The sequence below is a fragment of the Paenibacillus sp. F024 genome (assembly GCF_057814255.1).
Window position 1 is genome coordinate 1 of sequence record NZ_JBVASZ010000003.1, and the last position, 24,072, is coordinate 24,072.

General features: G+C 37.5%; 19 protein-coding genes. 17 read left to right on the forward strand and 2 right to left on the reverse strand.

What is annotated here, in order from left to right; genetic code table 11:
• Positions 1-330: 330 nt before the first annotated feature.
• Both mntA and ACZYR9_RS05175 read right to left on the reverse strand, forming a co-directional pair.
• A complete protein-coding gene (gene mntA, locus ACZYR9_RS05170) occupies positions 331-636 on the reverse strand; it encodes a type VII toxin-antitoxin system MntA family adenylyltransferase antitoxin (RefSeq protein WP_488977408.1) in 306 nt (101 codons plus the stop codon).
• 81 nt (positions 637-717) lie between these two features.
• A complete protein-coding gene (locus ACZYR9_RS05175) occupies positions 718-1,359 on the reverse strand; it encodes an S-layer homology domain-containing protein (RefSeq protein WP_488977409.1) in 642 nt (213 codons plus the stop codon).
• 205 nt (positions 1,360-1,564) lie between these two features.
• Here ACZYR9_RS05175 and ACZYR9_RS05180 point away from each other — a divergent pair, with 205 nt between their 5' ends.
• The 17 genes from ACZYR9_RS05180 to ACZYR9_RS05260 all read left to right on the forward strand — a co-directional run bounded on the left by ACZYR9_RS05180 (position 1,565) and on the right by ACZYR9_RS05260 (position 23,878).
• Positions 1,565-2,611, forward strand: a complete 1,047-nt coding sequence (locus ACZYR9_RS05180; protein ID WP_488977410.1) for a GumC family protein — start codon at positions 1,565-1,567, stop codon at positions 2,609-2,611.
• A gap of 90 nt (positions 2,612-2,701) precedes the next feature.
• Positions 2,702-4,627, forward strand: a complete 1,926-nt coding sequence (locus ACZYR9_RS05185; RefSeq protein WP_488977411.1) for a polysaccharide biosynthesis protein — start codon at positions 2,702-2,704, stop codon at positions 4,625-4,627.
• 17 nt (positions 4,628-4,644) lie between these two features.
• Complete coding sequence (locus ACZYR9_RS05190) at positions 4,645-7,053, forward strand: O-antigen ligase family protein (protein WP_488977412.1); 2,409 nt, start codon at positions 4,645-4,647, stop codon at positions 7,051-7,053.
• Between the two features lie 20 nt (positions 7,054-7,073).
• Positions 7,074-8,108: a Gfo/Idh/MocA family protein gene (locus ACZYR9_RS05195; protein ID WP_488977413.1), complete on the forward strand. Its 1,035-nt coding sequence runs from the start codon at positions 7,074-7,076 to the stop codon at positions 8,106-8,108.
• A gap of 25 nt (positions 8,109-8,133) precedes the next feature.
• Positions 8,134-9,474, forward strand: coding sequence for a nucleotide sugar dehydrogenase (locus ACZYR9_RS05200; RefSeq protein ID WP_488977414.1), 1,341 nt, complete (start codon positions 8,134-8,136; stop codon positions 9,472-9,474).
• Between the two features lie 39 nt (positions 9,475-9,513).
• Positions 9,514-10,821: a lipopolysaccharide biosynthesis protein gene (locus ACZYR9_RS05205; RefSeq protein WP_488977415.1), complete on the forward strand. Its 1,308-nt coding sequence runs from the start codon at positions 9,514-9,516 to the stop codon at positions 10,819-10,821.
• Between the two features lie 45 nt (positions 10,822-10,866).
• The gene (locus ACZYR9_RS05210; RefSeq protein WP_488977416.1) at positions 10,867-12,156 is read left to right on the forward strand and encodes a hypothetical protein; all 1,290 of its coding nucleotides are present in this window, start codon (positions 10,867-10,869) and stop codon (positions 12,154-12,156) included.
• Positions 12,157-12,188: 32 nt separating this feature from the next.
• Complete coding sequence (gene asnB, locus ACZYR9_RS05215) at positions 12,189-13,991, forward strand: asparagine synthase (glutamine-hydrolyzing) (RefSeq protein WP_488977417.1); 1,803 nt, start codon at positions 12,189-12,191, stop codon at positions 13,989-13,991.
• Complete coding sequence (locus tag ACZYR9_RS05220) at positions 13,981-15,090, forward strand: glycosyltransferase family 4 protein (RefSeq protein ID WP_488977418.1); 1,110 nt, start codon at positions 13,981-13,983, stop codon at positions 15,088-15,090. Before asnB ends, ACZYR9_RS05220 begins: the two co-directional genes overlap by 11 nt.
• 21 nt (positions 15,091-15,111) lie before the next feature.
• Positions 15,112-16,230, forward strand: coding sequence for a DegT/DnrJ/EryC1/StrS family aminotransferase (locus ACZYR9_RS05225; protein ID WP_488977419.1), 1,119 nt, complete (start codon positions 15,112-15,114; stop codon positions 16,228-16,230).
• A 706-nt stretch (positions 16,231-16,936) separates the two neighbouring features.
• Positions 16,937-17,653, forward strand: coding sequence for an N-acetyltransferase (locus ACZYR9_RS05230; protein WP_488977420.1), 717 nt, complete (start codon positions 16,937-16,939; stop codon positions 17,651-17,653).
• 47 nt (positions 17,654-17,700) lie between these two features.
• Positions 17,701-18,972 carry a glycosyltransferase family 4 protein gene (locus ACZYR9_RS05235; RefSeq protein ID WP_488977421.1) on the forward strand — a complete coding sequence of 424 codons (1,272 nt, stop codon included), beginning with the start codon at positions 17,701-17,703 and terminating at the stop codon, positions 18,970-18,972.
• 24 nt (positions 18,973-18,996) lie between these two features.
• Positions 18,997-19,587 (forward strand): sugar transferase, encoded by a 591-nt coding sequence (locus ACZYR9_RS05240; protein WP_488977422.1) that lies wholly within the window; start codon positions 18,997-18,999, stop codon positions 19,585-19,587.
• Between the two features lie 31 nt (positions 19,588-19,618).
• Positions 19,619-20,575, forward strand: coding sequence for an aldo/keto reductase (locus ACZYR9_RS05245; RefSeq protein ID WP_488977593.1), 957 nt, complete (start codon positions 19,619-19,621; stop codon positions 20,573-20,575).
• Entirely contained in the window at positions 20,568-21,524 is a 957-nt protein-coding gene (locus tag ACZYR9_RS05250; protein WP_488977423.1) for a thiamine pyrophosphate-dependent dehydrogenase E1 component subunit alpha, read from the forward strand. The genes ACZYR9_RS05245 and ACZYR9_RS05250 overlap by 8 nt, the downstream gene beginning before the upstream one ends.
• Before the next feature lie 41 nt (positions 21,525-21,565).
• Positions 21,566-22,552, forward strand: a complete 987-nt coding sequence (locus tag ACZYR9_RS05255; RefSeq protein ID WP_488977424.1) for an alpha-ketoacid dehydrogenase subunit beta — start codon at positions 21,566-21,568, stop codon at positions 22,550-22,552.
• Between the two features lie 186 nt (positions 22,553-22,738).
• Positions 22,739-23,878, forward strand: coding sequence for an outer membrane lipoprotein-sorting protein (locus ACZYR9_RS05260; protein WP_488977425.1), 1,140 nt, complete (start codon positions 22,739-22,741; stop codon positions 23,876-23,878).
• The last annotated feature ends 194 nt before the right edge of the window (positions 23,879-24,072 follow it).

Genomic DNA, 24,072 nt, shown 5'->3' on the forward strand with positions numbered 1-24,072 from the left:
ATTACTCTGCAAAATGTATGGACTAAAGACGCTTTTGTAAATCGCATGCGCATGAATGACGAACATCGGAAAGCCGTATGAGGGAAAACTTCACGTACGGTTTGATGAGGAGGGGCTGAAAAAAAAAAAAAAAAATTCAGTCCTTTACTCTAGAGATAAAATTTTAAGAGCGGCCTATAACTATGTATGCTTATGAATCGTTTTATGGTTCAAGAAAGCGGCCTTTCAAGAAAGCGTAGGTTTGCTCTAGCTCAGATATTGCTTGCTTCTGGTTCCTTTAGCTTCTCTTATAGCCGCTCTAAAGCATGGCCCAGATTTATTAAACTTTGATTAATTTTGGCTTCGCTCATAAAGTACCTTGCCCTCCTTTTCAATTTTAATTTTAAGCTCTGAAGAGGCTTCTTCCAACCGAATGACATCAATCGGAAGCAATGTATCCAAATCCTCTAAAGACTGTAATATATTCATCCACGCCTTCAAATCTGCGTCCGGTGCCTGGACAGCCAGATCGATATCCGATCGTTCTTCCGCATCCCCCCTAGCGCGTGAGCCGAAAAGGAGAACCCTTTCGATTTCTTTAAAAGGGGACAAGGTATCAATAATGTGAAGATACAGAGGTTCCTGGAGAATCATCATAGCACGTCCTTCATCCAAGACAACAAAATGGAAAAGAAAAAGACTCGATCCAAGGGTCGAGTCTTTAATGCAAAATCTGAGTTACTTTGTATAAGGCAAGTAGCGCTTCACCACGACTGCCGCTTGAGCGCGTGTAGCTGTCCCACTAGGGCTAAATGTATCTTCAGTCATGCCATTCATAATTTTGGCATTCAGTGCCGCTGCAATTTCCTTGTGGGCCCAAACGATTTGATCGGCATCTTTAAACTGGGAAAGAAGTTCCTCCTGTTTTGAAGCTGATACTGTGGTAGCCACGTCGGCATATGTAAGTGCACGAATGACGATGGCAGCCATCTCTTCACGAGTCACCGGAGCTGCAGGGCGGAAGCTGTTATCCTCATAGCCATTGATCAAGCCCGCATAGGTCGCAGTGGATACGGTGTCCGCATACCAAGCCGAAGCGTCCACATCGTTAAAATAAGTGCTAGAGGTAACCGAGGTCAGACCCAACGAACGAACAACAAGAGCGGCAAATTCAGCGCGTGTAATGCTGCGGTCCGGCTCAAACTGCGTAGGGGTAACACCATCTACAATCTTTTGTTCAACCAAGACTTCGATATCCTTCTTAGCCCAGTGGGAAGACAAATCATCAAATGCGGCAAATGCCAAGACGGGCGTTAACATCGATACAATCATCAAGACCGCGAGGACTTGAGCGACTTTTTTCAAAACCATATTCTTCATTACTATAGTAATCCTCCTGTAATATCTGTGATTTTCAACAAATTCTACTATACCATCTTATACCTCCGTTTGAATACCCTAAATAATGGGTGAAAACTTGTTATATTTTTTTAATCAGGTTATACTTGTAAGCAGTTAAATGCAAATTATAGAGAATTGTGTCATTTTTTGAAGTACTACATAGATGTCAGGAGCGAACCGGAAAATGCAGGAAGAAATTAGTTTGCGAGAGGTTATTGATATCGTATGGAAAGGTAAAAAATTAATTGCAGCCGTTACTCTTATTTGTATGCTGATTTCTGGTTTGTATAGTTTTCTTATGTTATCTCCCATCTATGAGGCGGAATCCATCGTGCGCTTTAGTAATAGTCTCAAGGATAGCGGAGAAAGAAATGTTGCGGTAGATGCGCCCACCTTGAATTCATATATGGAGAGTTTAAAGAGCGATGTGTCTCTTAATAGAGTGATAGAAAAATTAGAATTGGACAAAAGCGGATTTAGCATTAATAGCTTGCGTAATAATATAGAGACTTCACTTGTAAAAGATGCGAATGTTATCAAGATCAGGCTAAAAGGCGGGGATCCTGTAACGATAACGCGGATAACCAATTTATTGGCATTCGAATTGGGAGTCCGTGCAGAAATAACAGACCGTACTGATATTGTGGTTAAGGCCAAGAACCGGTTGCTTCAGCTTGACGACGAAGTCAAAATTGCACAGAGCGAATTGAATGAAACAAACAAGCGATTGCAAGAAACTCCGGAAAAACTAGTTACGAAAAAGTCACTGGCGGAAGATGCTTTCCTGAACTCTTTAGCCACTGAATCTAACAGAATAAACAGTAGAGATGCGGCGGCATTGCAAATGATGAACGAGGAAGTCAACCCTGTATATACTGAGTTGCAAACTAAAATTGCACAAGTATCGATCAATCTAGCTAAGCTTCTTGAAGAGAAGATCACGTTGGAGAACAAAATCAATACCAATGAAAAAGCGATTACTGATGTGTTGGGGCAGCTGGATAATGAGAAATTAACGGCTAGAAATACAGAACGTTTTCTCAATGGTTTAAATGCCGTATTTATTTCCCCTGCAATAGAACCGAATGAGCCAAGCGGACCAAATAAGCTAATGAACATCATGTTAGCGGCGGTTGTAGGGGTGATACTTAGTGTATTGATGGTCTTTTTCAGGCATTACTGGAAGAACAGCCCTGGAGCGACCGATAAGAATTCTATGTTGTCGGCTTAAGAATCAAACAACTCATTACATACCAATCAAGACATTTGATGATGATGTAATGGGTTTATTTCTTTTCATATGCTTTACAGGGGGGCGAACATGAGCAAGCATGGAAGAACGGCAATTCTTGTCATCATTGACGTCATCATTATTGCCTTAGCCGTTTATTTAGCCTATTTGCTGCGGTTTGATTTTAAAATTAGACAAGAATTCATCTCCACATTGCCCTATGCAATAACGGCTGAAGTACTAATCACCATCGGTTTCTTCAGCTATTTCAAAATCTATAAACGGGCGTGGAAATATGCCAGTATAGGCGATTTAATATCAATAGTCAAGGGTGTAACCGCCGCTACGATGTTGTTCTTTTTGATACATAAACTTGCGATCCATCCCTTTTTTCCCAAGGTCATTGTTCCTCGCAGTATTTATATACTTGCTTGGATCATTGCGATTACAGGGATCGGCGGTTCACGCTTTCTCTGGAGAATGATGAGGGATAACTATTCCAAAATAAAGCCTCATCATCGCCGGGCTTTAATTGTTGGAGCAGGGGATGCAGGTACGATGGTCGTCAAAGAATTAAAGCATACACTTTCGGAACTTTATCCAGTCGCTTTTATCGATGACGATCCGAGAAAAAGGAATCTCGAAGTACTAGGTGTTCCAGTGGTTGGAGACCGAACAATGATCATGGATGCCGTCGCACGACACGAGATCCAAGATATCATTATTGCAATTCCCTCCGCCTCTAGAAGTGAAATTGCTGAAATCGTTGTGATTTGTAAAAATACGGGCTGTAAAATTAAAATGATTCCCCGTATGAACGATATAATAAACGGCAAGATCTCAATTAACATGATTCGAAATGTCAATGTCGAAGATTTGTTGGGCAGAGAACCAGTGAAAGTCAATTTGGAGGAAATTGCAGGGTATCTTTCAGGTCACATTGTTATGGTTACAGGCGCCGGAGGCTCTATAGGTTCTGAGTTATGTAGGCAAATCGCTTGTTTTTCGCCAAAACAATTAATTTTACTGGGACATGGAGAAAACAGCATATACGAAATTGAACTGGAGCTTAGAAAAAAACATACTGATTTACTCGTTCAGCCGGTCATTGCAGATATCCAGGACAAATACCGTATCAAACAGGTGTTTGAAGAGTTTGGTCCCAAGGTGGTTTTTCATGCTGCAGCCCACAAGCATGTCCCGCTGATGGAGCGCAATCCTATGGAAGCGATAAAAAATAATGTTTTTGGAACAAAAAATCTTGCGGAATGTGCTCATGAATATGGCGTGGCACGCTTTGTGATGATTTCCACCGATAAGGCGGTAAACCCGACTAATGTGATGGGGGCAACGAAGCGAATTGCCGAAATGATGGTACAAAGTCTGGATAAAATCAGCCCTACGCAGTTTGTAGCAGTCCGATTCGGGAACGTATTGGGAAGTCGTGGCAGTGTTATTCCTGTGTTTAAAAAACAGATCGAAGAAGGCGGCCCTGTGACGGTAACGCATCCGGATATGATTCGTTACTTCATGACGATTCCGGAAGCGGTGCAGCTGGTGATTCAAACCGGTGCCCTTGCAAAAGGCGGGGAAATCTTCATCCTGGATATGGGCAACCCCGTGAAAATAGCTGACTTGGCAGCGGATTTAATCCGCTTATCAGGGTTAGAACCGAATAAAGATATACAAATTGTTTATACCGGCATTCGACCGGGAGAAAAGTTATTTGAAGAAATTTTAACCAACGAAGAAGGCGCGATTGCCACCAAGCACGATCGTATCTTTGTAGGCCGGCCATTGGATCTGTCTTTCGAGGAACTGCAATTAAAGCTGAAGCAGCTTGAATATTTGACTTTAAGAACAGAAGCGTTAAATGCTGAAGAAATCAAAGCGGTATTGAAAGAGATGGTTCCAACTTACCAGTGGCTTGATGTGCATGGTGAACAAACTAACGCAGCTATTCAAGAGGCCATTCGCACATCCCTTGAGTTGGTTGCCGGGTTGGAAAAGAAATGATATAGGGGAGTATGTCCATGTATAAGCAATACGTTAACAAAGTCAAAAGCCATGATGAACGGAAATCGATCCTGTTTTGGTTACTTATGGCCTTTGTTGTACTATTTTTGTTTATCGCCCCATTTTATAAAGGTTTATTTAATGGTGGTCAGGCAACCTTTGAAGGACCGATCTATTCAGCTGTTGTATGGAGTTCTATCGCCCTTTTCTTACTGTCTATTTATTTGTTTTCTAACAAACAGATGATAGGCCGTAGAGATTTTTTAGGAGTCTTGGTATGGCTTTTTCCTTTAAGCTATCTGATTTCATCGATTAATGCCGCTTCTTATCATTCTGCAATCAACAGTATTTATTTTAATGTGATTTATGCGGTGTTCTTCATGATAGGTTTGATTTTTGCACAAAAGAAGACAGGTTTAGTTGTCATACTGTATAGTATTGTTCTCTCAGGGTACTTCCTTGTAATTTACGGTCTGATGAACTGGTTTGGGAATGCCAATTATCAGGATGCGATTTTGCCAGGAAACCGATTGTCCAATGTATTTCAATACCCTAACACCTATGCGGCATATTTAATTGGGATATTTTTGAGTGCATTGCATTTGGTTCATGCATCTAAGAGAAAATTTACAGTTTTAATACATACTATCATGCTTGTCCCAATCTTCGTTTCACTGCTATTGACTGTATCTCGTGGCGGGTTATTAATTTTCCCGGTGCTTTTGTTGGTCTACTTGTTATTTCTATCATGGACAAGGCAGTTGATTACTCTGTTCTTAGTGGGAATTTCGGGTGCCGCATCGCTTTTCATCTTTAATTCAATGGTCGGTATAAGAAGCCAGCTTGCCAAGGAATTTGTCAGTACCGTTTCTTTGCAGGGTTGGAGTTGGCTTATCGTTTCTTCGGTAATAGTGTCTGTTGTGGTTTTATTGATCCTAAGATACGCGGCTGCGCCGTTGTACAGTAAATTCCCTCAGACTAAAGTTTTCCGGCTTGTCGATTTTATTATCCCGTTCGCTGTAACTATCATTGCTGCTGTGGGGTTATATCTTTTACTTGGAACCTCAATCATTACTGATAGACTGCCGTCCGGTATTAAACAAAGAATCGAAAATTTGAATTTGGACAGCAACAGTGTGCTATCAAGAGGGAGTTTTTATCAAGATGCTATTCAAATTGTGAAGGATTACCCTATTTTGGGAGCAGGCGGGGGTGCATGGAGCAACCTGTATGATACCTATAAAAGCTACCCCTACACCAGCCGCCAGGCACATAATTTTTTTCTGCAGTATCTGGTCGAAACGGGAGGTATAGGGTTCATTATACTACTAGGTTTTATAGGATATATATATTATATTTTCATAAAAAAATACTATAGGCAGGGAAATAAGTCGGATGGGGACGTACAACTGATTTTTTTGGTAATATCGGTTTCCATATTGGGGCACAGTATCATAGATTTTGATATGAGTTTTATTTACGTTGCTGTATTAGTATTCTTATGTCTGGGTGCAATGGCTTACCTGCCGGAACCAGTCAAGACCTCAACAATAACTGAACCGTCCCCCCAAAATCAGTGGTATAAATGGTTCCCTTTAGTATTCGGGTGTCTTAGCATTTTTGCATTTATATTTTCGATATTGTCTTTAAACGCAAATTCATCATTCGCTGACGCCTTGAAAACAGCAGCCGAATCGAAGGATTATAACCTGATAACTGAAAAATTGGATAAAGCTTTAGATCTGCAGCCCAATCATCCGGATTATCAATTGTTTAAAATCAATTTATTGAGACAAATTTATCAGCAGACCAAAGATGAGAAGTTTTACTTGGAAGCTCAGGAACGGATTCAGCAATTGAAGCGAACAGAGTCGTTTAACCGTCGTATAGTAGAAGAAGAGTATACATTATATCTGATTAAAGAAGATATTCAGCAGGCGTTGTCTCTGATTTCATCAGAAGTTAACAGATTTGCGTGGGATATCAGTCTGTACGAAAGAATCATAGGATTGAATTTTGATTTAGGAAATCGTGCTCGTTTAACAAACGCTCCATCAAAAATGGATGAACATTGGGGAAAAGCACTTGAGGTTTATCAAGTGGTGGAAGAGAAAAGGGGGAATTTTGATCAGCTTTCTCCTGCCCAGAGAGGTGAGGCCAAGGATTTTAAAGTGACTCCCAAAATGGCTTTGGCGGTAGGTCAAATCTATTACATGCGGGGAGACTATGCTACAGCCTCTTCAGTTTTTGGAATAGGCCGAGTTTCAAACGATTTTAATGATCCGGTAAATCGAATGGTAGCTAGGTGGTATTTGGCTTCATTACAAAAGCAAAATAAAAATAATAACTCACTTTTGGCTTTATTATTGAAAGCTGATCCACAGGAGAAAAATCTAATTCAGTCCATCGTGGATCAAAATTTTTAAATGAGATTAGGAGAACTATTATGATCAATTTCGCGATCATCGGATGCGGGCACATTGCTAAAAAACATGCCGAAGCCATTCACAATATAGAAGGGGCATCATTAATAGCGGTGTGTGACAAAATATCCGCTAATATGGAATATTATGTTAACCATTACGGTGCCGAAGCTTTTGAGAATTTATCCGAATTATTAGCCGATCCATCAATTGATGTCATCAATATTTGTACTCCAAGCGGTTATCATGCATCTATTGCTATTCAAGCTGCCAAGGCAAAAAAACATGTAATCATTGAGAAACCCATTTCTTTGACCATTGAAGATGCCGATGCCATAATTTCAGCATGCAAAGAAAATAACGTTAAATTATCAATTGTACATCCGAACCGTTTCCGGCCTATTATCATGGAAGTTAGAAAAGCAATAGATGAAGGAAGGTTTGGCAAGCTAAGCCATGTAAATGCAACTGTACGCTGGAACCGGAATCAGGCTTATTATGAACAAGCTCCTTGGCGGGGGACCAGATCATTGGATGGCGGTGTGCTAATGAATCAGGCGATTCATAATTTGGACTTGCTGATCTGGTTAATCGGGGACATAGAAGAAGTTTATAGCATGAATGCCACGCGTCTAAGAAATATTGAGACGGATGATGTCGCGGCAGGAGTGGTTCGTTTTGCGAACGGAGCTTTGGGTGTAATTGAAGCAGCAACAACGATTTACCCGCGTAATTTAGAAGAAACGTTCAGTATTTTTGGTGAGGAAGGTACTGTGAAAATCGGCGGTACTACTGCCAATCTGATTGAGCATTGGAACATGGCTTCGATGGATGAGCAGAAAACTGCAGAATTAATGAAAAAAATCAAGGCAGATCCTTTGGGGAAACCAGGACATCAATGTATTATTGAAGATATGATGGCTGCCATCTATGATAACCGCGATCCAGTAGTAACAGGTGAAGACGGCAGAAAAGCTTTGCAGTTGGTATTGGGGCTTTATGAATCTGCTGAAAATAATCAGCCCGTAAAGTTTGCTCGTGAAGTGAGTTATACCTGATTTAGTTGGGTTAGGAGGAGAAAAAATGGAAATTACTATTGATTTGAATGAAAATCCCTTGGCAAAACACTTACTGAACAAATTGGAAACAAAGCAGGCTGTCATCGGTGTTATCGGTTTAGGATACGTTGGGTTACCGTTGGCTGTTGAAAAAGTAAAGGCAGGTTATCAAGTCATTGGGTTTGATATTCAGGAAAAACGAACGGAAATGGTTAACCAGGGGATTAATTATATCGGGGATGTAGTTGACGAGGAGTTATTGCAAATCACAAGAGATCAGCGTCTAATAGCAACTACGGACTATTCGAAAATCAAAGAAGTGGATGCTGTAGCTATATGTGTGCCTACACCTTTGGACGTTTATCAGCAGCCAGATACTTCTTATGTAGAGAATTCAGCTAAGGAGATTGCAAAATATCTCCACAAGGGAATGCTTATTGTACTAGAAAGTACAACCTATCCGGGAACAACAGAAGAAGTCCTGAAACCTATTCTTGAATCAACTGGCCTTGTTTGTGGACAAGACTTCTTTTTGGCGTATTCGCCCGAACGGGTTGATCCAGGAAATAAAACGTTTAAGACTAAAAATACACCAAAAGTTGTAGGTGGTGTTACGTCTATATGTACGGTTATTGCTGCCGCGATGTATCGTAATGTTTTAGAAGGAGAAGTACACGAGGTATCCAGTCCAGCAGCCGCAGAAATGGAAAAAATTTTAGAAAATACATTCCGTAATATTAATATTGCCTTAGCTAATGAAATGGCCATATTATGTAACAAAATGGGAATTGATGTATGGGAAGTGATTGATGCTGCGGCGACTAAACCATACGGTTTTATGCCGTTCTATCCCGGACCTGGTTTGGGAGGCCACTGCATCCCGATAGACCCGTTTTATTTAACATGGAAAGCTCGAGAGTATAACTATCATACACGGCTTATCGAAACTGCGGGTGAGATTAATAACAGCATGCCGGACTTTGTTATAGATCGTTGTATGAAAATATTAAATAAAGAAAAGAAATCTTTAAATGGTTCTAAGATTCTTGTTCTTGGTATCGCTTATAAGAAAGATATCGATGATTATCGTGAGTCCCCTGTTATACCAATACTAAAGCAATTGAAGGAAGCTGGAGCAGATTGGGTTGTAACTGATCCCTATGTCAAGGAATTTAAGTTGGATGGGGAAATTATTGATACGTTTCAGTTAACGGAAGAACTAGTCAAAGAGGCTGATCTTGTGTTGATCACTACGGATCACACTAAATTTGATTATGTAATGATAGAAAAAAATGCTAAGTTAATTTTTGATACTAGGAATAGTATGAAACAGATCGGGAAAGCAGAAAATTATTATAAATTATAATAGACAGTTTGTTCCCAAATTAAGAAGGTGACCTATCTATTGTTTTTGTTTAATAGGATAATAAATAAACGAATATTTAAGAGCGATTTTATAAGAAATGTTTTAACTTTAATGACAGGTACAACGATTGCTCAAGTTATTCCTATCGCCATTTTACCTATACTCACAAGAATATATAGTCCAGAAGATTTTGGTATATTTGCATTATATATGTCAATCACATCGATTTTATCAGTTATTGCTACTGCAAGATATGAACTAGCAATAATGCTACCAGAAAATGATAACGATGCAAAAAATGTAGCTGTACTGTCTCTTTTAGTGTCCGCAAGTTTAAGTTTCATATTTTTCTTATTATTTTTTATATTTAATGGTGTGATTACAAATTTTTTTGGAAACCCTGAACTCTCTAATTGGCTTTATTTAGTTCCATTATCCGTTCTGTTTACCGGAATATATCAGACCTTGAATTACTGGAGTAATAGAAAAAAGGATTATAAATTGCTGGCAATAAATAGAGTTTTGAAGACGACAAGCACATCTGTTACCAATATTATTCTGGGGTATAGCAAGAGCGGGATTATAGGTCTTATTGGTGGTGCTATTTTAGGTCAAATTATTGCAACAGTATTATTAGGGTGGTCTGCTTGGAAAAAAACTAATTTAAAGAAGTCTTCGATATCAGGGAGGCTTATAAGGCAGAATGCGAAAAAATATATAGAATATCCGATGTATAGTACACCTACAGCATTGCTAGATACGGCTTCATTGCAAGCGCCGGTTTTTTTTCTGGGGAAATTTTTTGAAAGTTATACCGTTGGTTTTTTTAACCTAACATTAAGGGTAATCAGCGGTCCTGCAAGTATTGTTTCATCTGCATTGTCGCAAGTATTTTACCAAAAGATTTCTAGTTTGAAAAATAATAATCAACCAATAAAACCATTCCTATTAAAAACAATATTAGGGTTATTAATGATTTCTTTATTTCCTTTAGTAATATTCGTTTTCTTTGCACCTAACATGTTTTCGATTATTTTTGGTGAAGAGTGGAGAATTGCTGGCGAATATGCACAAGTTCTTTCAATTGCATTTGCTGTTAGATTTGTGGTTTCGCCTCTAAGTACTATCTTCTTAGTATTGGAACAAGTAAAAAAAATTGCGACCTGGCAAACTTTATATTTTATAACTACAATGATTGTACTAGTTATTAGTATGAATTATAATATTGAAACTTTTATTCTTGTATATACGGTACATGAAGTGTTACTATACTTATTTTATTTATTCTTGATGTTCAAAGAAGTGAATAAATACAGTGTAAATGTAATGATTAATTCAACAGAATAAGTCTTACTTATTCTTACTTACTGATATTAAGGAGTAAGAAATTCCGTGAATAAAAATCTCAGAAATATTGGGCTAATCGTATTACTAAAATTATTGTTAGAAACAACATATATATTTTTTGTAAGTACAAAATTTGAATATATGGGTTTTTATAATGACATTAATTTTATTAAGCTTATTGAATCTTACTTAATTACAATATCAATATATTTGGTTCTAAATAAACAAGAAAACAAAATTTCTTCTATAGTAATCATTCTTCTTTACTTTTTGATGATAATACCAACTCTTTCATTATATGCTATGAAGAATGAGTCACGTTTATTTATGTATTTTTTTATCGCAAGTTATTTAATAACTCTATTGGTGACAAGATTACCTCGACTTAAATTGGTTAAGATTAGAGTGAGTAATTATATATTATTTTTAGTATTAGCTTTTGTTTCATTATTCACATATAGTTATTTGTTAGTGTATAATGGGCTGCCTAAAATAACAGCTCTTAATCTTCTTAATGTCTATGAAGTTCGGGATGAATTTAATTATGGACCTTTGAAAATTATGAATTACTTAATAGTATGGCAAGCAAAAGTAATAAATCCATTTATTATTGGAGTTTCACTATATAAAAGAAAATATCCATTAGCGGCAATTGGGGTTTTTTTGCAAATAAGTTTATTTTTATTTACTGGTCACAAAAGTTATTTATTAAGTATTATTTTGATTCTTGCAATAATTTACGGTGCTCAGAAAAAAAAGATTTTTATTTATAGTGTTCTAGGATTAAGCGCAGTGGCATTTTTTAGTTTTGTTCTTTATTTGTTCAGTATAAGTGATCTATATGCTTCAATATTTATCCGGAGGTTACTCTTTATTCCTGCCCAGAATTATTTTTATTATTATGATTTTTTCTCAAAAAACGAATACATGTTTTTGGCGCATTCTGTTTTAAGTTGGCTTTTTAAAAACCGGTATGATACTCCTATTCCGAATTTAATAGGAGAGATTTATTATCATAACCCAAATTCATGGGTTAATACAGGTTACTTAGGTGATGCATTTATGAATTTTGGTTTTATTGGATTGATAGTATTTTCCGCAATTTTAGGTTTTGTACTTTTAATTTATGATTCAATTTCTAAAAATATTAATATTGTAGTGGTTATTTCTACGAGTATTATAAGTTTTCAGAATTTGGTTGACGGTGGTTTGCTAACAACTCTTTTAACAGGAGGGCTTATCGTTTCCATGCTTATATTATATTTATATTCGAATACAGACAAACAAAATATTGAATATATAAGGGTTAGTTTAGATTATAAAAACGATTTATAGCTTAAATATGCTTGATCAAGGAGTTGAAAATAGTGTGTGGAATTGCAGGAATAATTTCAAAAAAAGAATATAAAAAGAATCAGTACGAAAACATAAGCAAGATGTTAAATGCCATTGCTCATCGTGGACCGGATGACGAAGGGATTATTGAAGAAGAGAATATTATTTTGGGTCATAGACGTTTATCCATAATCGATCTTAGTGATGCAGGGCATCAGCCCATGAAATATAAGCATTATACAATAGTCTTTAATGGTGAAATTTATAACTTTTTAGAGATAAAAGATATTTTAATTCAAAAAGGTCATACCTTTAAAACTCAAACTGATACTGAAGTGTTACTTCATTCTTATGAAGAATGGGGAGCAGATTGCCTTAATTATTTAAATGGCATGTGGGCATTCGTTATTTTTGATAAAAAAAATAATATTTTATTTTGTGCTAGAGATCGTTACGGTATTAAACCCTTTTATTATTTCAATAACCAATATGCATTTTTATTTGCATCTGAAATCAAGGGTATTTTGGCTGCAGGCATTAAAGCTCAACCTAATATTGATACTTTAATGGCCTATTTGGTAGTAGGTTTTTCTGACCATACAGAGAACACTTTTTTTCAGGATATTTACCAACTATCACCAGGTTATTATGGGATTTTAGATATAAAAAATGGTGATTTTTGTACTGAGCAATATTATAATTTAAAAGATCATATAAATAAAAGTACTGATTTTAACGATAGCATTGAAAAATTGAAGTCATCGATAAAGCTTCATCTTAGAAGTGATGTGCCAGTAGGAACATGTTTATCAGGAGGAATAGATTCTTCGATCGTTGCGGCAACGGCATCAGAATTGATTAAGAATGATTTAAATACTAAATTTATTGCAGTGACTGCACAATCTGAAATATCAGAGAAAGATGAGAGTGGTTTTGCTAAAGAAGTTGTTGATCACTGCGACTTGGAATGGCATTTGGTAAAACCAACATATCTTGATTTTTCGGAACATATTGAAGAATGTTTACGTATTCAAGAAGAGCCTGTGGGTGGGCCATCTGTTTTTATGCAGTACTGGGTAATGAAAAGAGCAAGAGAAGCTGGTGTCAAGGTAATGCTTGACGGACAGGGTGGAGATGAAATATTTCTTGGGTACGAGAGGTATTACCCTTTTTATTTTAAGGATTTATTAATAAATTTTAAATGGTTTTTGTTTATTAAGGAGTACTTTTTAGCAAGTAAACATTCTAAACTATCAATGAAAGAATTAACTGCATATACATTATACTTTACAGTAATGTCACTTCGAAAGAAAAGACTATCAAGTCGGTTGTCCTTTTTAAGGAAACATTATCTTGAATTAGGGTTGAATGCACTTAAAAAAAATAAATCAGAAATAACTAATGTATATGATCTTCAAGCGTTGGAATTGACAAAGACTAATTTACCTCACTTACTTCATTATGAAGATCGTAATTCTATGGCGCATTCCATTGAAGCGAGGGTACCATTTGTTGAACATCAAACCATTGAAGCAGGACTTACTTTGAAAACTAAAGATAAGATTCGGAATGGATATACTAAATATTCATTAAGAAAATATGCTGAAGAAATATTACCTAAGAGCATTGCATGGAGACGAACTAAAATTGGTTTTGAAGCACCGGATAAGTTGTGGATCAGCAAACATATGCTTATTATGCAAGAAAAAGTAGATAATTCAAAAGTATTGAATTTAATATGTGAAAAAGTTCCTCAATTAAATCAACTTCCACTAAATATTAGTTGGAGACTCTATAATATCGCTGTTTGGGAGGAACAATATCTTGTCAGTTAAAATATGTCATATGACTTCTGTACATCCACATACAGACACAAGGATATTTTTGAAAGAATGTAAATCACTTAGTGATTCCGGTTACGAGACGCATTTAATAGCACCTGATGCTCCAGAAGGGATTATTAATGGAGTGTATACACATGCTGTAAAAAAAACTTTGGGAAGTCGTTTAAAGCGAATGACTAAAACTGTTTGGAGAGTATACAGTATATCGAAGCAAGTTAATGCGGATGTATATCATTTCCATGATCCAGAGTTAATTCCAATTGGATTGTTGTTAAGATTTAAAGGGAAAAAAGTGATATATGACGTACATGAAGATGTTCCAAGACAAATTTTGTCAAAGTTTTGGATTCCCAAATATCTCAGAAAGTTTATAGCTGCTATTTATGAGGTATTTGAAAACTATGCTGTAAAATATTTCGATGGTATTATTACTGCAACACCACATATTAATAAACGTTTTTTATTATTGGGTTGCCAGGCAATTAATGTTAACAATTACCCACTTTTGAAAGAACTGCAGGTATCTGAAACCGACTGGTCGAAAAAAGAACAGGCGGTTTGCTATGTTGGTGGTATTGGGAAAATCCGTGGTATTTTTGAAATGATTGAGTCAGTTAATCTAACTGATGTAAAGTTGTTACTGGGTGGCAAGTTTTCTAATAATAAAGAACGAGATTTAGCAATACAAATGGATGGTTGGGGAAATGTAATAGAGTTAGGATATTTAAACCGAGAAAAAATTGTGGAAACTTATTCGAAATCTTTAGCAGGATTAGTAGTTTTACATCCAGTCTTAAATTATCTAGATGCACTACCTGTGAAGATGTTTGAATATATGTCAAGCGGTATTCCCGTAATAGCTTCAAATTTTCCTTTATGGAAGGAAATTATTGAAACCAATAATGCAGGGTTATGCGTTGATCCGTTGAACCCTGAAGAAATTGCAAAAGCAATTCAATGGATAGTAGACCACCCTGATGAAGCAAAGAATATGGGTGAAAACGGACGTAAAGCGATTGAGGAACATTATAACTGGGAAGCTGAAAGTAAAAAATTGATAAATTTATATAAGCATTTGGAAAATCAATAAATAACTTAAGGTGGTATCGCTATGAAAATACCAATGCTCGATCTATCTGAACAATATCAAAATTTAAAGGAGGAAATTGGACAAGCACTGGAGCGAGTGATGTCCTCTTCTCATTTTATTTTGGGCAGTAATGTAAAAAAGCTGGAGCAAGATATAGCACAATACAGCAATGTATCCTTTGGAATCGGCGTTGCTAACGGGAGTGATGCGTTGCATCTATCTTTACTTGGATGTGGAGTTCAACCGGGGGATGAAGTCATTACAACGGCCTTCACCTTTTTTGCAACAGCAGGGGCTATCGCCCGTATAGGTGCCAAGCCTGTGTTTGTAGACATTAATCCAAGGACATTTAATATAGATCCTGCAAAAATTGAAGCTGCAATTACAGATAAAACCAAAGCCATTATTCCAGTACATTTGTATGGTCAGACTGCGGATATGGATCCTATTACTGATATTGCTAAAAAATACAACTTATTTGTTATTGAAGACGCTGCACAAGCCATCGGCGCTAAATATAAAGGGAAACACGTTGGCGAATTAGGAGCAACGGCCTGCTATAGTTTCTTTCCTACGAAGAACTTAGGTGCTTATGGGGACGGCGGTATGGTTGTTACTGCTAACGAAGAAATCGCGGAAAGAATACGTGTGCTAAGGGTACATGGAAGTAAACCGAAATATTATCATCATGTACTAGGATACAATAGCCGATTGGATGAACTGCAAGCTGCGATTCTAAATGTGAAATTCCCCCATCTGGATGAATGGAGCTTGCTGCGAAGAGAAAAAGCATTTTTCTATACCCAATTGTTAGAAGAACAAGTATCCCAATTTGTAACGACACCTTATATAAAAGAACACAATTATCATATTTTCCATCAATATACTATACGGGTGAAAAACAGGGATCAATTGCAAGTCTATCTTAAAGAACAAGGCATTGAAACGATGATCTATTACCCCAAACCGCTGCATCTACAGCCTGTATTTGTTGAGCTAGGTTATCAAAATGGTGATCTTCCCGAGACGGAAAAAGCCTGTCAGGAAGCAATATCTTTGCCGATGTTCCCTGAGTTGAAGGAAGAACAACAACTCTATGTTGTAAATAAAATTGTAGAGTTTTATCAGGAGGCGCAATGAAAAAGATACTTACTATCGTTGGAGCCAAGCCGCAAATTATAAAAAGTGGAAGTCCTTTCATGATATATTAGTTCATACTGGTCAGCATTATGACATAAAATGTCGGATATTTTTTTGGGAATTAAATATTCCTAACCCGCATTATGCTCTGGGAGTGGGTTCAGGTAATCACGGTAAGCAAATTAGAGATATGATGACCAAAATTGCGAAAAACCGGGCGTGGTTCTCGTCTATGGCGATACGATTTCAATCCTTTTCACGGCTTGTTTGTTGCAAGTAAATCGTATTTTCTCTTATTCTAAATTGAAGCAGGGGTAAGAAGTTTCAACAAGACAATACCGGATGAAGTTACATAGTGTTTACGGATCATGGATCCAATATTCTTATTGAAACTGATGGAATTCCCGTCCAAAGAAGAAACTGAAAGACTTTGGATTATACAATATCATTGAAGAAAGCAAAGACTATCAAAACGGTTAGTCCAGTTTCATATTTGGAAATGTTGATTTTGAAAAAAAATGCTGGTAGCATCGTTATGGATTCAGGTGGTGCATTAAAAGGAAGCCTATTATGCAAAAGTCTCTTGCTTTATATTACGTGACCAAACTGGAGTTGTTAGAAACACTTGAAGCCGGTTGAAATAAGCTTCTTGATCCTCTCCATCAAAGCTTGAAAGACTGAATTTCTATAAAGGGATGCTGATACTATGAAGCCTTTGTCCATAGGGGAGAATGTTGTTATTAAAGAAAATGTTACATTCGGAGAAAATGTAACTATTGGTAATAATGTTGTAATCTATGAAGATGTTATTATTGGAGATCATGTGCTGATTCAGGATAATGCAGTTATTGGAAAACAGCCTACGCGGGCCAAAAATTCCATTTTACCGGATGTGAAAAAGCTGCCCGCGGCGATTATTGGTTCTGGGTGTACGATTGGAACCTCAGCCATTATTTATGCAAATGCAGCACTGGCCGATGATGTTTTTGTTGCTGATTTAGCTACGGTACGTGAACGAGTAACCATCGGCGAAAAAACGATTGTCGGCCGCGGAGTAGCGGTCGAAAATGATTGTAAAATAGGGAAGAAATGCAAGCTGGAAACAAATTGTTATATTACCGCTTACTCGGAGCTCGGAGATTATGTGTTCGTTGCACCATGTGTGGTAACAACAAATGATAATTACATGGCTAGAACCCAAGAACGTTTCTCCAAGTTTAAAGGGGTAACGATCAAGGATGGTGGAAGGATTGGAGCTAATTCTACTATTTTGCCCGGAAAAGTGATAGAAGAAGACGGAACAGTAGCGGCAGGAAGTGTTGTGACGAAAGATGTTAAGAAAGAAGAATTGGTTGTAGGTGCTCCTGCCAAAAAATTAAGGAATGTGCCTCAAGAACAGTTATTGGGAGAGCAGGAAATTTAAAAACTCAAGAGGTTAAGATGAATTGATTGAAGCAGGAGTAAACATTCATGGAAAAAATTTGGATTATAAAGACAGGAGAACCTTTGCATACAGACGGGCAGGATGTTCGTTTATACCGTATGGGAATTTTAGCATCAATGCTGAGTGAAAATGGGTATGAAGTTACATGGTGGACATCAACAGTTGATCATGTGAGAAAAAAACAAAGGTTCGATCATAATAAATTAGTTAAGATAAATAATAATCTTGAAATTTATCATTTACATTCTATTCTGTATAAAAAAAATGTCAGTTTTTCCAGAATTGTTAGTCATAGACAAATGGCAAAAGCTTTCAAAATATTATCTAGAGAAAGTACTCCACCAGATATAATATTATGTAGTTTTCCTACATTGGAGTTTTGCGTTGAAGCAGTAAGGTATGGTGAAGAGTTTGGTATTCCTGTGATTATTGATATTAGGGATTTATGGCCGGATATTTTTGTGGATCTCTTTCCCAAAAGATTTAATTTTTTATCCAGGTTTCTTTTATCTCCGATGTTTTCAATGGCCACTGAAGCCTGTAGAAAAGCGACTGCGATTATTGGCATTACTCCTGAATTTGTACAGTGGGGACTTAACTATGCTGGTAGAAACTCAACTGAGCTTGACAAGAGTTTTCCATTAGGATATATGGAATCTATTCCTGATAAAGATAAGATTGCCGAGGCAAAAAAGAAGTGGGAACAAGTAGGTATTGGTAACTCAAAAAAAGAATTTATAGTATGTTTTTTTGGTAATTTTGGAAGACAATTTGATTTTGAAACTGTAATAAATGCGGCAAAGATGATCGAAAAAAGAAACAAAAATATTAAATTTGTATTGTGTGGAAGTGGGGATCAGTTTGATCACTATCGTTCTCTAGCTAATGGTGTTTCCAATATTCTGTTTCCTGGATGGGTTAATACTAATGATATATGGACATTAATGAAAATGAGCTCAGTAGGGCTAGCGCCTTATAAAAGTAAAAAAGATTTTATGTTAAGTCTACCCAATAAGATTATTGAATATATGTCCTCCGCTCTTCCTATTATAACCAGTTTGGATGGGCGATTAAGAAAGATGGTTACTGAAGGAAATTTTGGTATTTATTACAAAAATGGTGATGCAGAAGCTTTAACTGAACTCTTAATAAATTTATATGATAATCGTGAATTGCGAGTGGAACTATCGGACAAGTCTTTTGAATCATTTCAAAGTTCATATTCAGCAGAAATAGTTTATAATGATTTGATTAATCACATGAATAAAGTTTATTGCAATTATCAAGCAAAAAAATAAGTTGAAGCTTGAGAGGATATAGTTATGAAACGTTTATTTGATATTATTGTCTCTTTAATAGTATTAACTTTACTATTGCCACTTTTAATAATCATTGCATTATTAATTAAAATAAGTTCAATAGGACCAGTAATATATAAAGGTAAGAGAATTGGTAAATACGGCAAACCATTTCTAATGTATAAATTTCGCACAATGGTAGCTAATGCAGAAAAAATTGGAGGCACCTCAACGGCAGAAACTGATCCTAGAATAACCAGAGTTGGTGGAATTTTGAGAAAGTATAAGCTGGATGAGATTCCACAATTATTTAATGTTCTTAAAGGTGAAATGAGCCTTGTTGGTCCTAGACCTGAAGTTGAAGAATATACAATAATGTATAATGAAGAGGAGAAAGAAATACTCAATGTGAGTCCGGGAATAACAGACTATTCTTCTATCAAATTCAGAAATCTAAACGCAATCTTAGCTAATAGTGAAGACCCTGATCAATATTATAAAGATATTATAAGACCGGAAAAAAATAAATTAAGACTGTATTATGTTAGAAATTCCAGTTTTTGGGTAGATGTCAAAATTTTATTTCAAACCATCAAGGTAATTATTAGAAAATAATATTAAGTAAGGATGATTTTTATTGGAATACATGCAACTCGGTAATACCGAATTACAAGTATCTAGAATTGGATTCGGTTGTTGGGCAATTGGTGGACACGGTTGGGGAGGAAATATAGATGATCAAGTGTCTATTTCTGCAATAAAACAAGCAGTTGACTTAGGAATTAATTTTTTTGATACGGCTGATGTCTATGGTTTTGGACATTCCGAAGAAATCTTAAGCAAGGCTTTGGGAAGTAATAGACATGATGTAGTTATCGCCACTAAATTCGGTGTTTCTTGGGATAAAGATGCGAATATTGGTAGGAATAGCAGTCCGAAATACGTCTTGCAAGCATTAGAAAATAGTCTCAGAAGACTAAGAATAGATTGTATTCCACTTTATCAGATACATTGGCCAGACTACAATACCCCCATCAACGAAACACTGGAAACTTTAAAGAAGTGTCAAGAGCAAGGGAAAATACGACATATTGGAGTTTCTAATTTTAATTTGGAGCAGGTAAAAGATGCTTGCGAATTCGGACAACTGGAGTCAATACAAGCTCCATACAGCTTAATAAATCGTGAAATGGAAAAGAATATTTTAGACTTTACATCAAAAAACAAATTAAGTGTTATAGTATATGATGCTTTAGCTAAAGGTCTACTTACTGGAAAATTTAATTTAGATTACAAATTTAGCAAAGATGATGTTCGTAGCAAAGACAGTAATTTTATAGGAGAGAAATTTAAACGAAATTTGGAATTGGTGAACTTTCTAAAAGAAATTGGTTTAAGATATAATAAAAGTCCAGGACAAGTTGCTTTGCGGTGGATTCTTGACAACCAATCGGTTACTACGGCATTAACTGGAATAAAAAAACCTGAACAAATCAAAGAAAATATTGGTGCACTAAATTGGAGTCTTGCAGACAAAGATAGGGAAGTGCTTTCCAATTTAATATCTTTTAATCAAATTACAGGAGGAAACACGAATGAATGATCTATTTTGGAGTCTATATATAAAAATGTTACGAATTCGAGTTTTTGAGGACCGTCTCGCAGAATTAGTTGAAAATAAGGAAGTAGGGACTCCTAGTCATTTGTATGTAGGTCAAGAAGCTGTTGCAGCAGGGGTTTGTGAAAATTTAACAGTCGGGGATTTAATTTGGGGGAATCATAGGTCTCATGGGCATTATATAGCAAAGGGCGGGAATTTGATTTCCTTAATGAGTGAAATTTTTGGTAAGGAGACGGGGTGTTCTAAAGGCAGAGGTGGGTCAATGCATGTGATAGATAATAATGTTGGTATAGTGGGTACTGTGCCAATTGTGGCAGCCACTATTCCATTAGCTGTAGGTGGAGGATTCACTATAAAGATGCGAAATGAAAACAAAATATCGGTGGCATTTTTTGGTGATGGTGCGATAGAGGAAGGGCATTTTCATGAATCGGTTAATATCGCAGCTATAAATAAATTACCGGTTCTCTTTGTATGTGAAAATAACCTTTACTCTAGCCACTTGCATTTATTGGAAAGACGTATGAAGGACAATATCGTATCCCTAGGGGATTATCATGGGATAGATAGTTATGTTGTAGACGGTAATAATGTAGAGGAAGTGTATAATATAACGAAAGAAGCTATCTATAAAATTAAAAACAACGGAGGGCCAATTTTTATTGAATGCAGAACTTTCCGTTGGCGTGGGCATGTTGGTGGATCCTATGACATTGATGTTGGACTTACACGTAAAGGAGAATTGAAGGAATGGATGCAAAAAGATCCTATTAAATTTGTAGAAAATAAACTAATAAATTTAGGTTATAAGCAAAAAGATTTGGATATGGCTCGATCCCAAGTACATGAGGAAGTTGAAACATCAGTTAATGAGGCTCGTAAAGCGTCTTACCCTGATGAAGAGCGTGTATTAAAGTATGTGTATAGCTAAGGCAGTTGAACTTATTAAACTTTATGAAGGGCTTGGTAGTAATGAAGAAAATCACTTATAGTCATGCTATACGAGAAGCTCATGCAAATTTACTTCGTGAAGATTCTCGTGTATTTTTAATTGGACAAGGTGTACGCAGCCCATGGTATGCGGGTAGTAGTCTTAAGGACCTGGATAAAGAATTTGGAATAGAACGTGTTATTGATACACCTGTAAGTGAAAATGCTACAACAGGTGCAGCGATTGGAGCAGCGATTACAGGCATGCGACCCATTGTTTTCCATCCCAGAATGGATTTTATGTTATTAGCTATGGACCCTATTATCAATCAAGCTGCAAATTGGTCATATATATTTGCGGGTCAATCTCAGGCGCCTGTTGTGATCCGATCAGTAATTAATAGGGGGGGAGAACAAGGGGCACAACATTCGCAGGCATTGCATGCCTTGCTGATGCATATCCCAGGATTAAAAGTAGTAATGCCTAGTACTCCGTATGATGCAAAAGGGCTTCTTATTGCCTCAGTAAATGATAATAATCCTGTCATATATATTGATGATAGATGGTTGTACGATGAAGTTGGAGACGTACCTGAAAACACATATGAAGTTGAAATCGGAAAAGCAGCTATAAGAGTAGAGGGTACAGACGTTACTATTATTGGAATTTCCTTTATGGCAGGACAAGCATGTAAAGCGGCTAAAGAACTTGCCCAGAAGGGGATTTCTGCTGAAGTAATAGATTTAAGAAGTCTAAAACCCTGGGATCAAGAAACGGTGATCAAATCAGTTCGTAAAACAGGAAGATGTGTTGTTGCTGATTCAGGTTGGATTACTGGGGGAGTTTCAGCCGAGATTGCCGCTGTAATCGGTTATCATGCATTTAATGATTTAAAAGCACCCGTAAAGCGTGTTGCTTTACCTGATGCCCCAGCTCCCGTTTCTAAGACTGAAGAAAAGGCTTATTATAAAAATTACAAAAATATTATTTCTGCTGTTCAAGAAATCATGTTATATGAGAAGAGATGATTTTAACAGTATAAATTTAATGTGTTAGTTATCGCGATTCATAATGTCATAGACATTCAACCCCTATAACTACCCCGTTATAGGAGTTTTTATTTTCTCTCCAACCCTTGTCTGCATAATTGTCCAAGTCCCCACATAGACATGTTATCAAGTTCAGTTTGATTATGTCGTGGAGGGGATGAAGCTATGCGGCGGTTCACGTGGGTGGTTGCCCTTGTGATGGTTTGCTTGAGCTTGGTGGTCGGCGGATGCGGCCTGGTGGGAAAGAAGGATGCGGGATCGGTGGTAAAGGATTTGGATGGGGTAAGGAGCAAGCTGCAGAGTTATCACGGCAAAGGCAAGATGACGCTGAATACGGGGCAGGAGCCGCAGGAGTACGACGTTGAGGTGTGTTACATGGAGCCTTCATACTATCGGATTGTGTTGACGAATGCAAAGAAGGACATTACGCAGATTGTGCTTCGCAACGATGATGGGGTGTTCGTGCTGACGCCGCATTTGAATAAGAGCTTCCGCTTTCAGAGCGATTGGCCGGAAAATCAGGGACAAGTTTACTTGTACCAGTCGCTTGTGGACAGTATTCTGATGGATAATCAACGTCAATTTACGACGGATGAGAAGTCGTATGTGTTTGATGTGGTGGCGAACTACCAGAACGGATCGCTCGCGCGGCAGAAGGTGTGGCTCGATAAGAAAAATTATGCGCCGCAGCATGTGGAAGTGTCGGATGCGAATGCGAATGTGATGGTGATCGTGCGGTTTGATACGTTTGAATTCGGTACGAAGTTTGAAAAGGATCATTTTGACATGCAGCGCAATATGACCGGCTGGAACCTGATGACACAGCCGACGATGACGCATAACCATGACGGGGCGCAGGCTGGGTCGGCCGGCGCGGGAACAGCAGATAAGGGCCAAGGCGCCGCAGCGAATGGAACCGAAGCAAAAGGTATGGCCGCGGGTGCAAAGACGAATGCAGCCAAGCAGCAATCGTTTGGCATCATCGAGCCGAACTATATGCCCAGCGGAGTGAAGAAGCAGGATGTGACGGAGCTGACCCTGGGGGAAGATAAGGCTGTGATGCTTCGGTACTCGGGAACATATAACTACACGCTGGTGGAATCGCGTCCGGTGACGAAGATGGTGACCAATTTGCCGGGAGACATACTGGATTTGGGCTTTACGCTCGGCGTTGTGACGGGGGATGCGAAAAAAACGCTGACCTGGACCTATGACGGCGTAGAGTTCCGCTTGTCGACCGCAGATCTGCCGGAAGCGGAAATGATTAAGGTCGCACAGGCGGTCCAAGGAGAAATGGGAAAATAAACGATAATGAAACATCAACATGCCCTGTAGGAGATCCTGCGGGGCTCTTATTTGGCTATTGCCGACGGAAAATAGCTGAATATGTGGAGGAAAAGAGCTTGTCACAGCATACTTATTACTTATGGGGCTGATAAAGAGGGGGGAGAAAACATCCTCCGTTGGTTTACATACAGGCATCATTCCAGTCAAGCAAA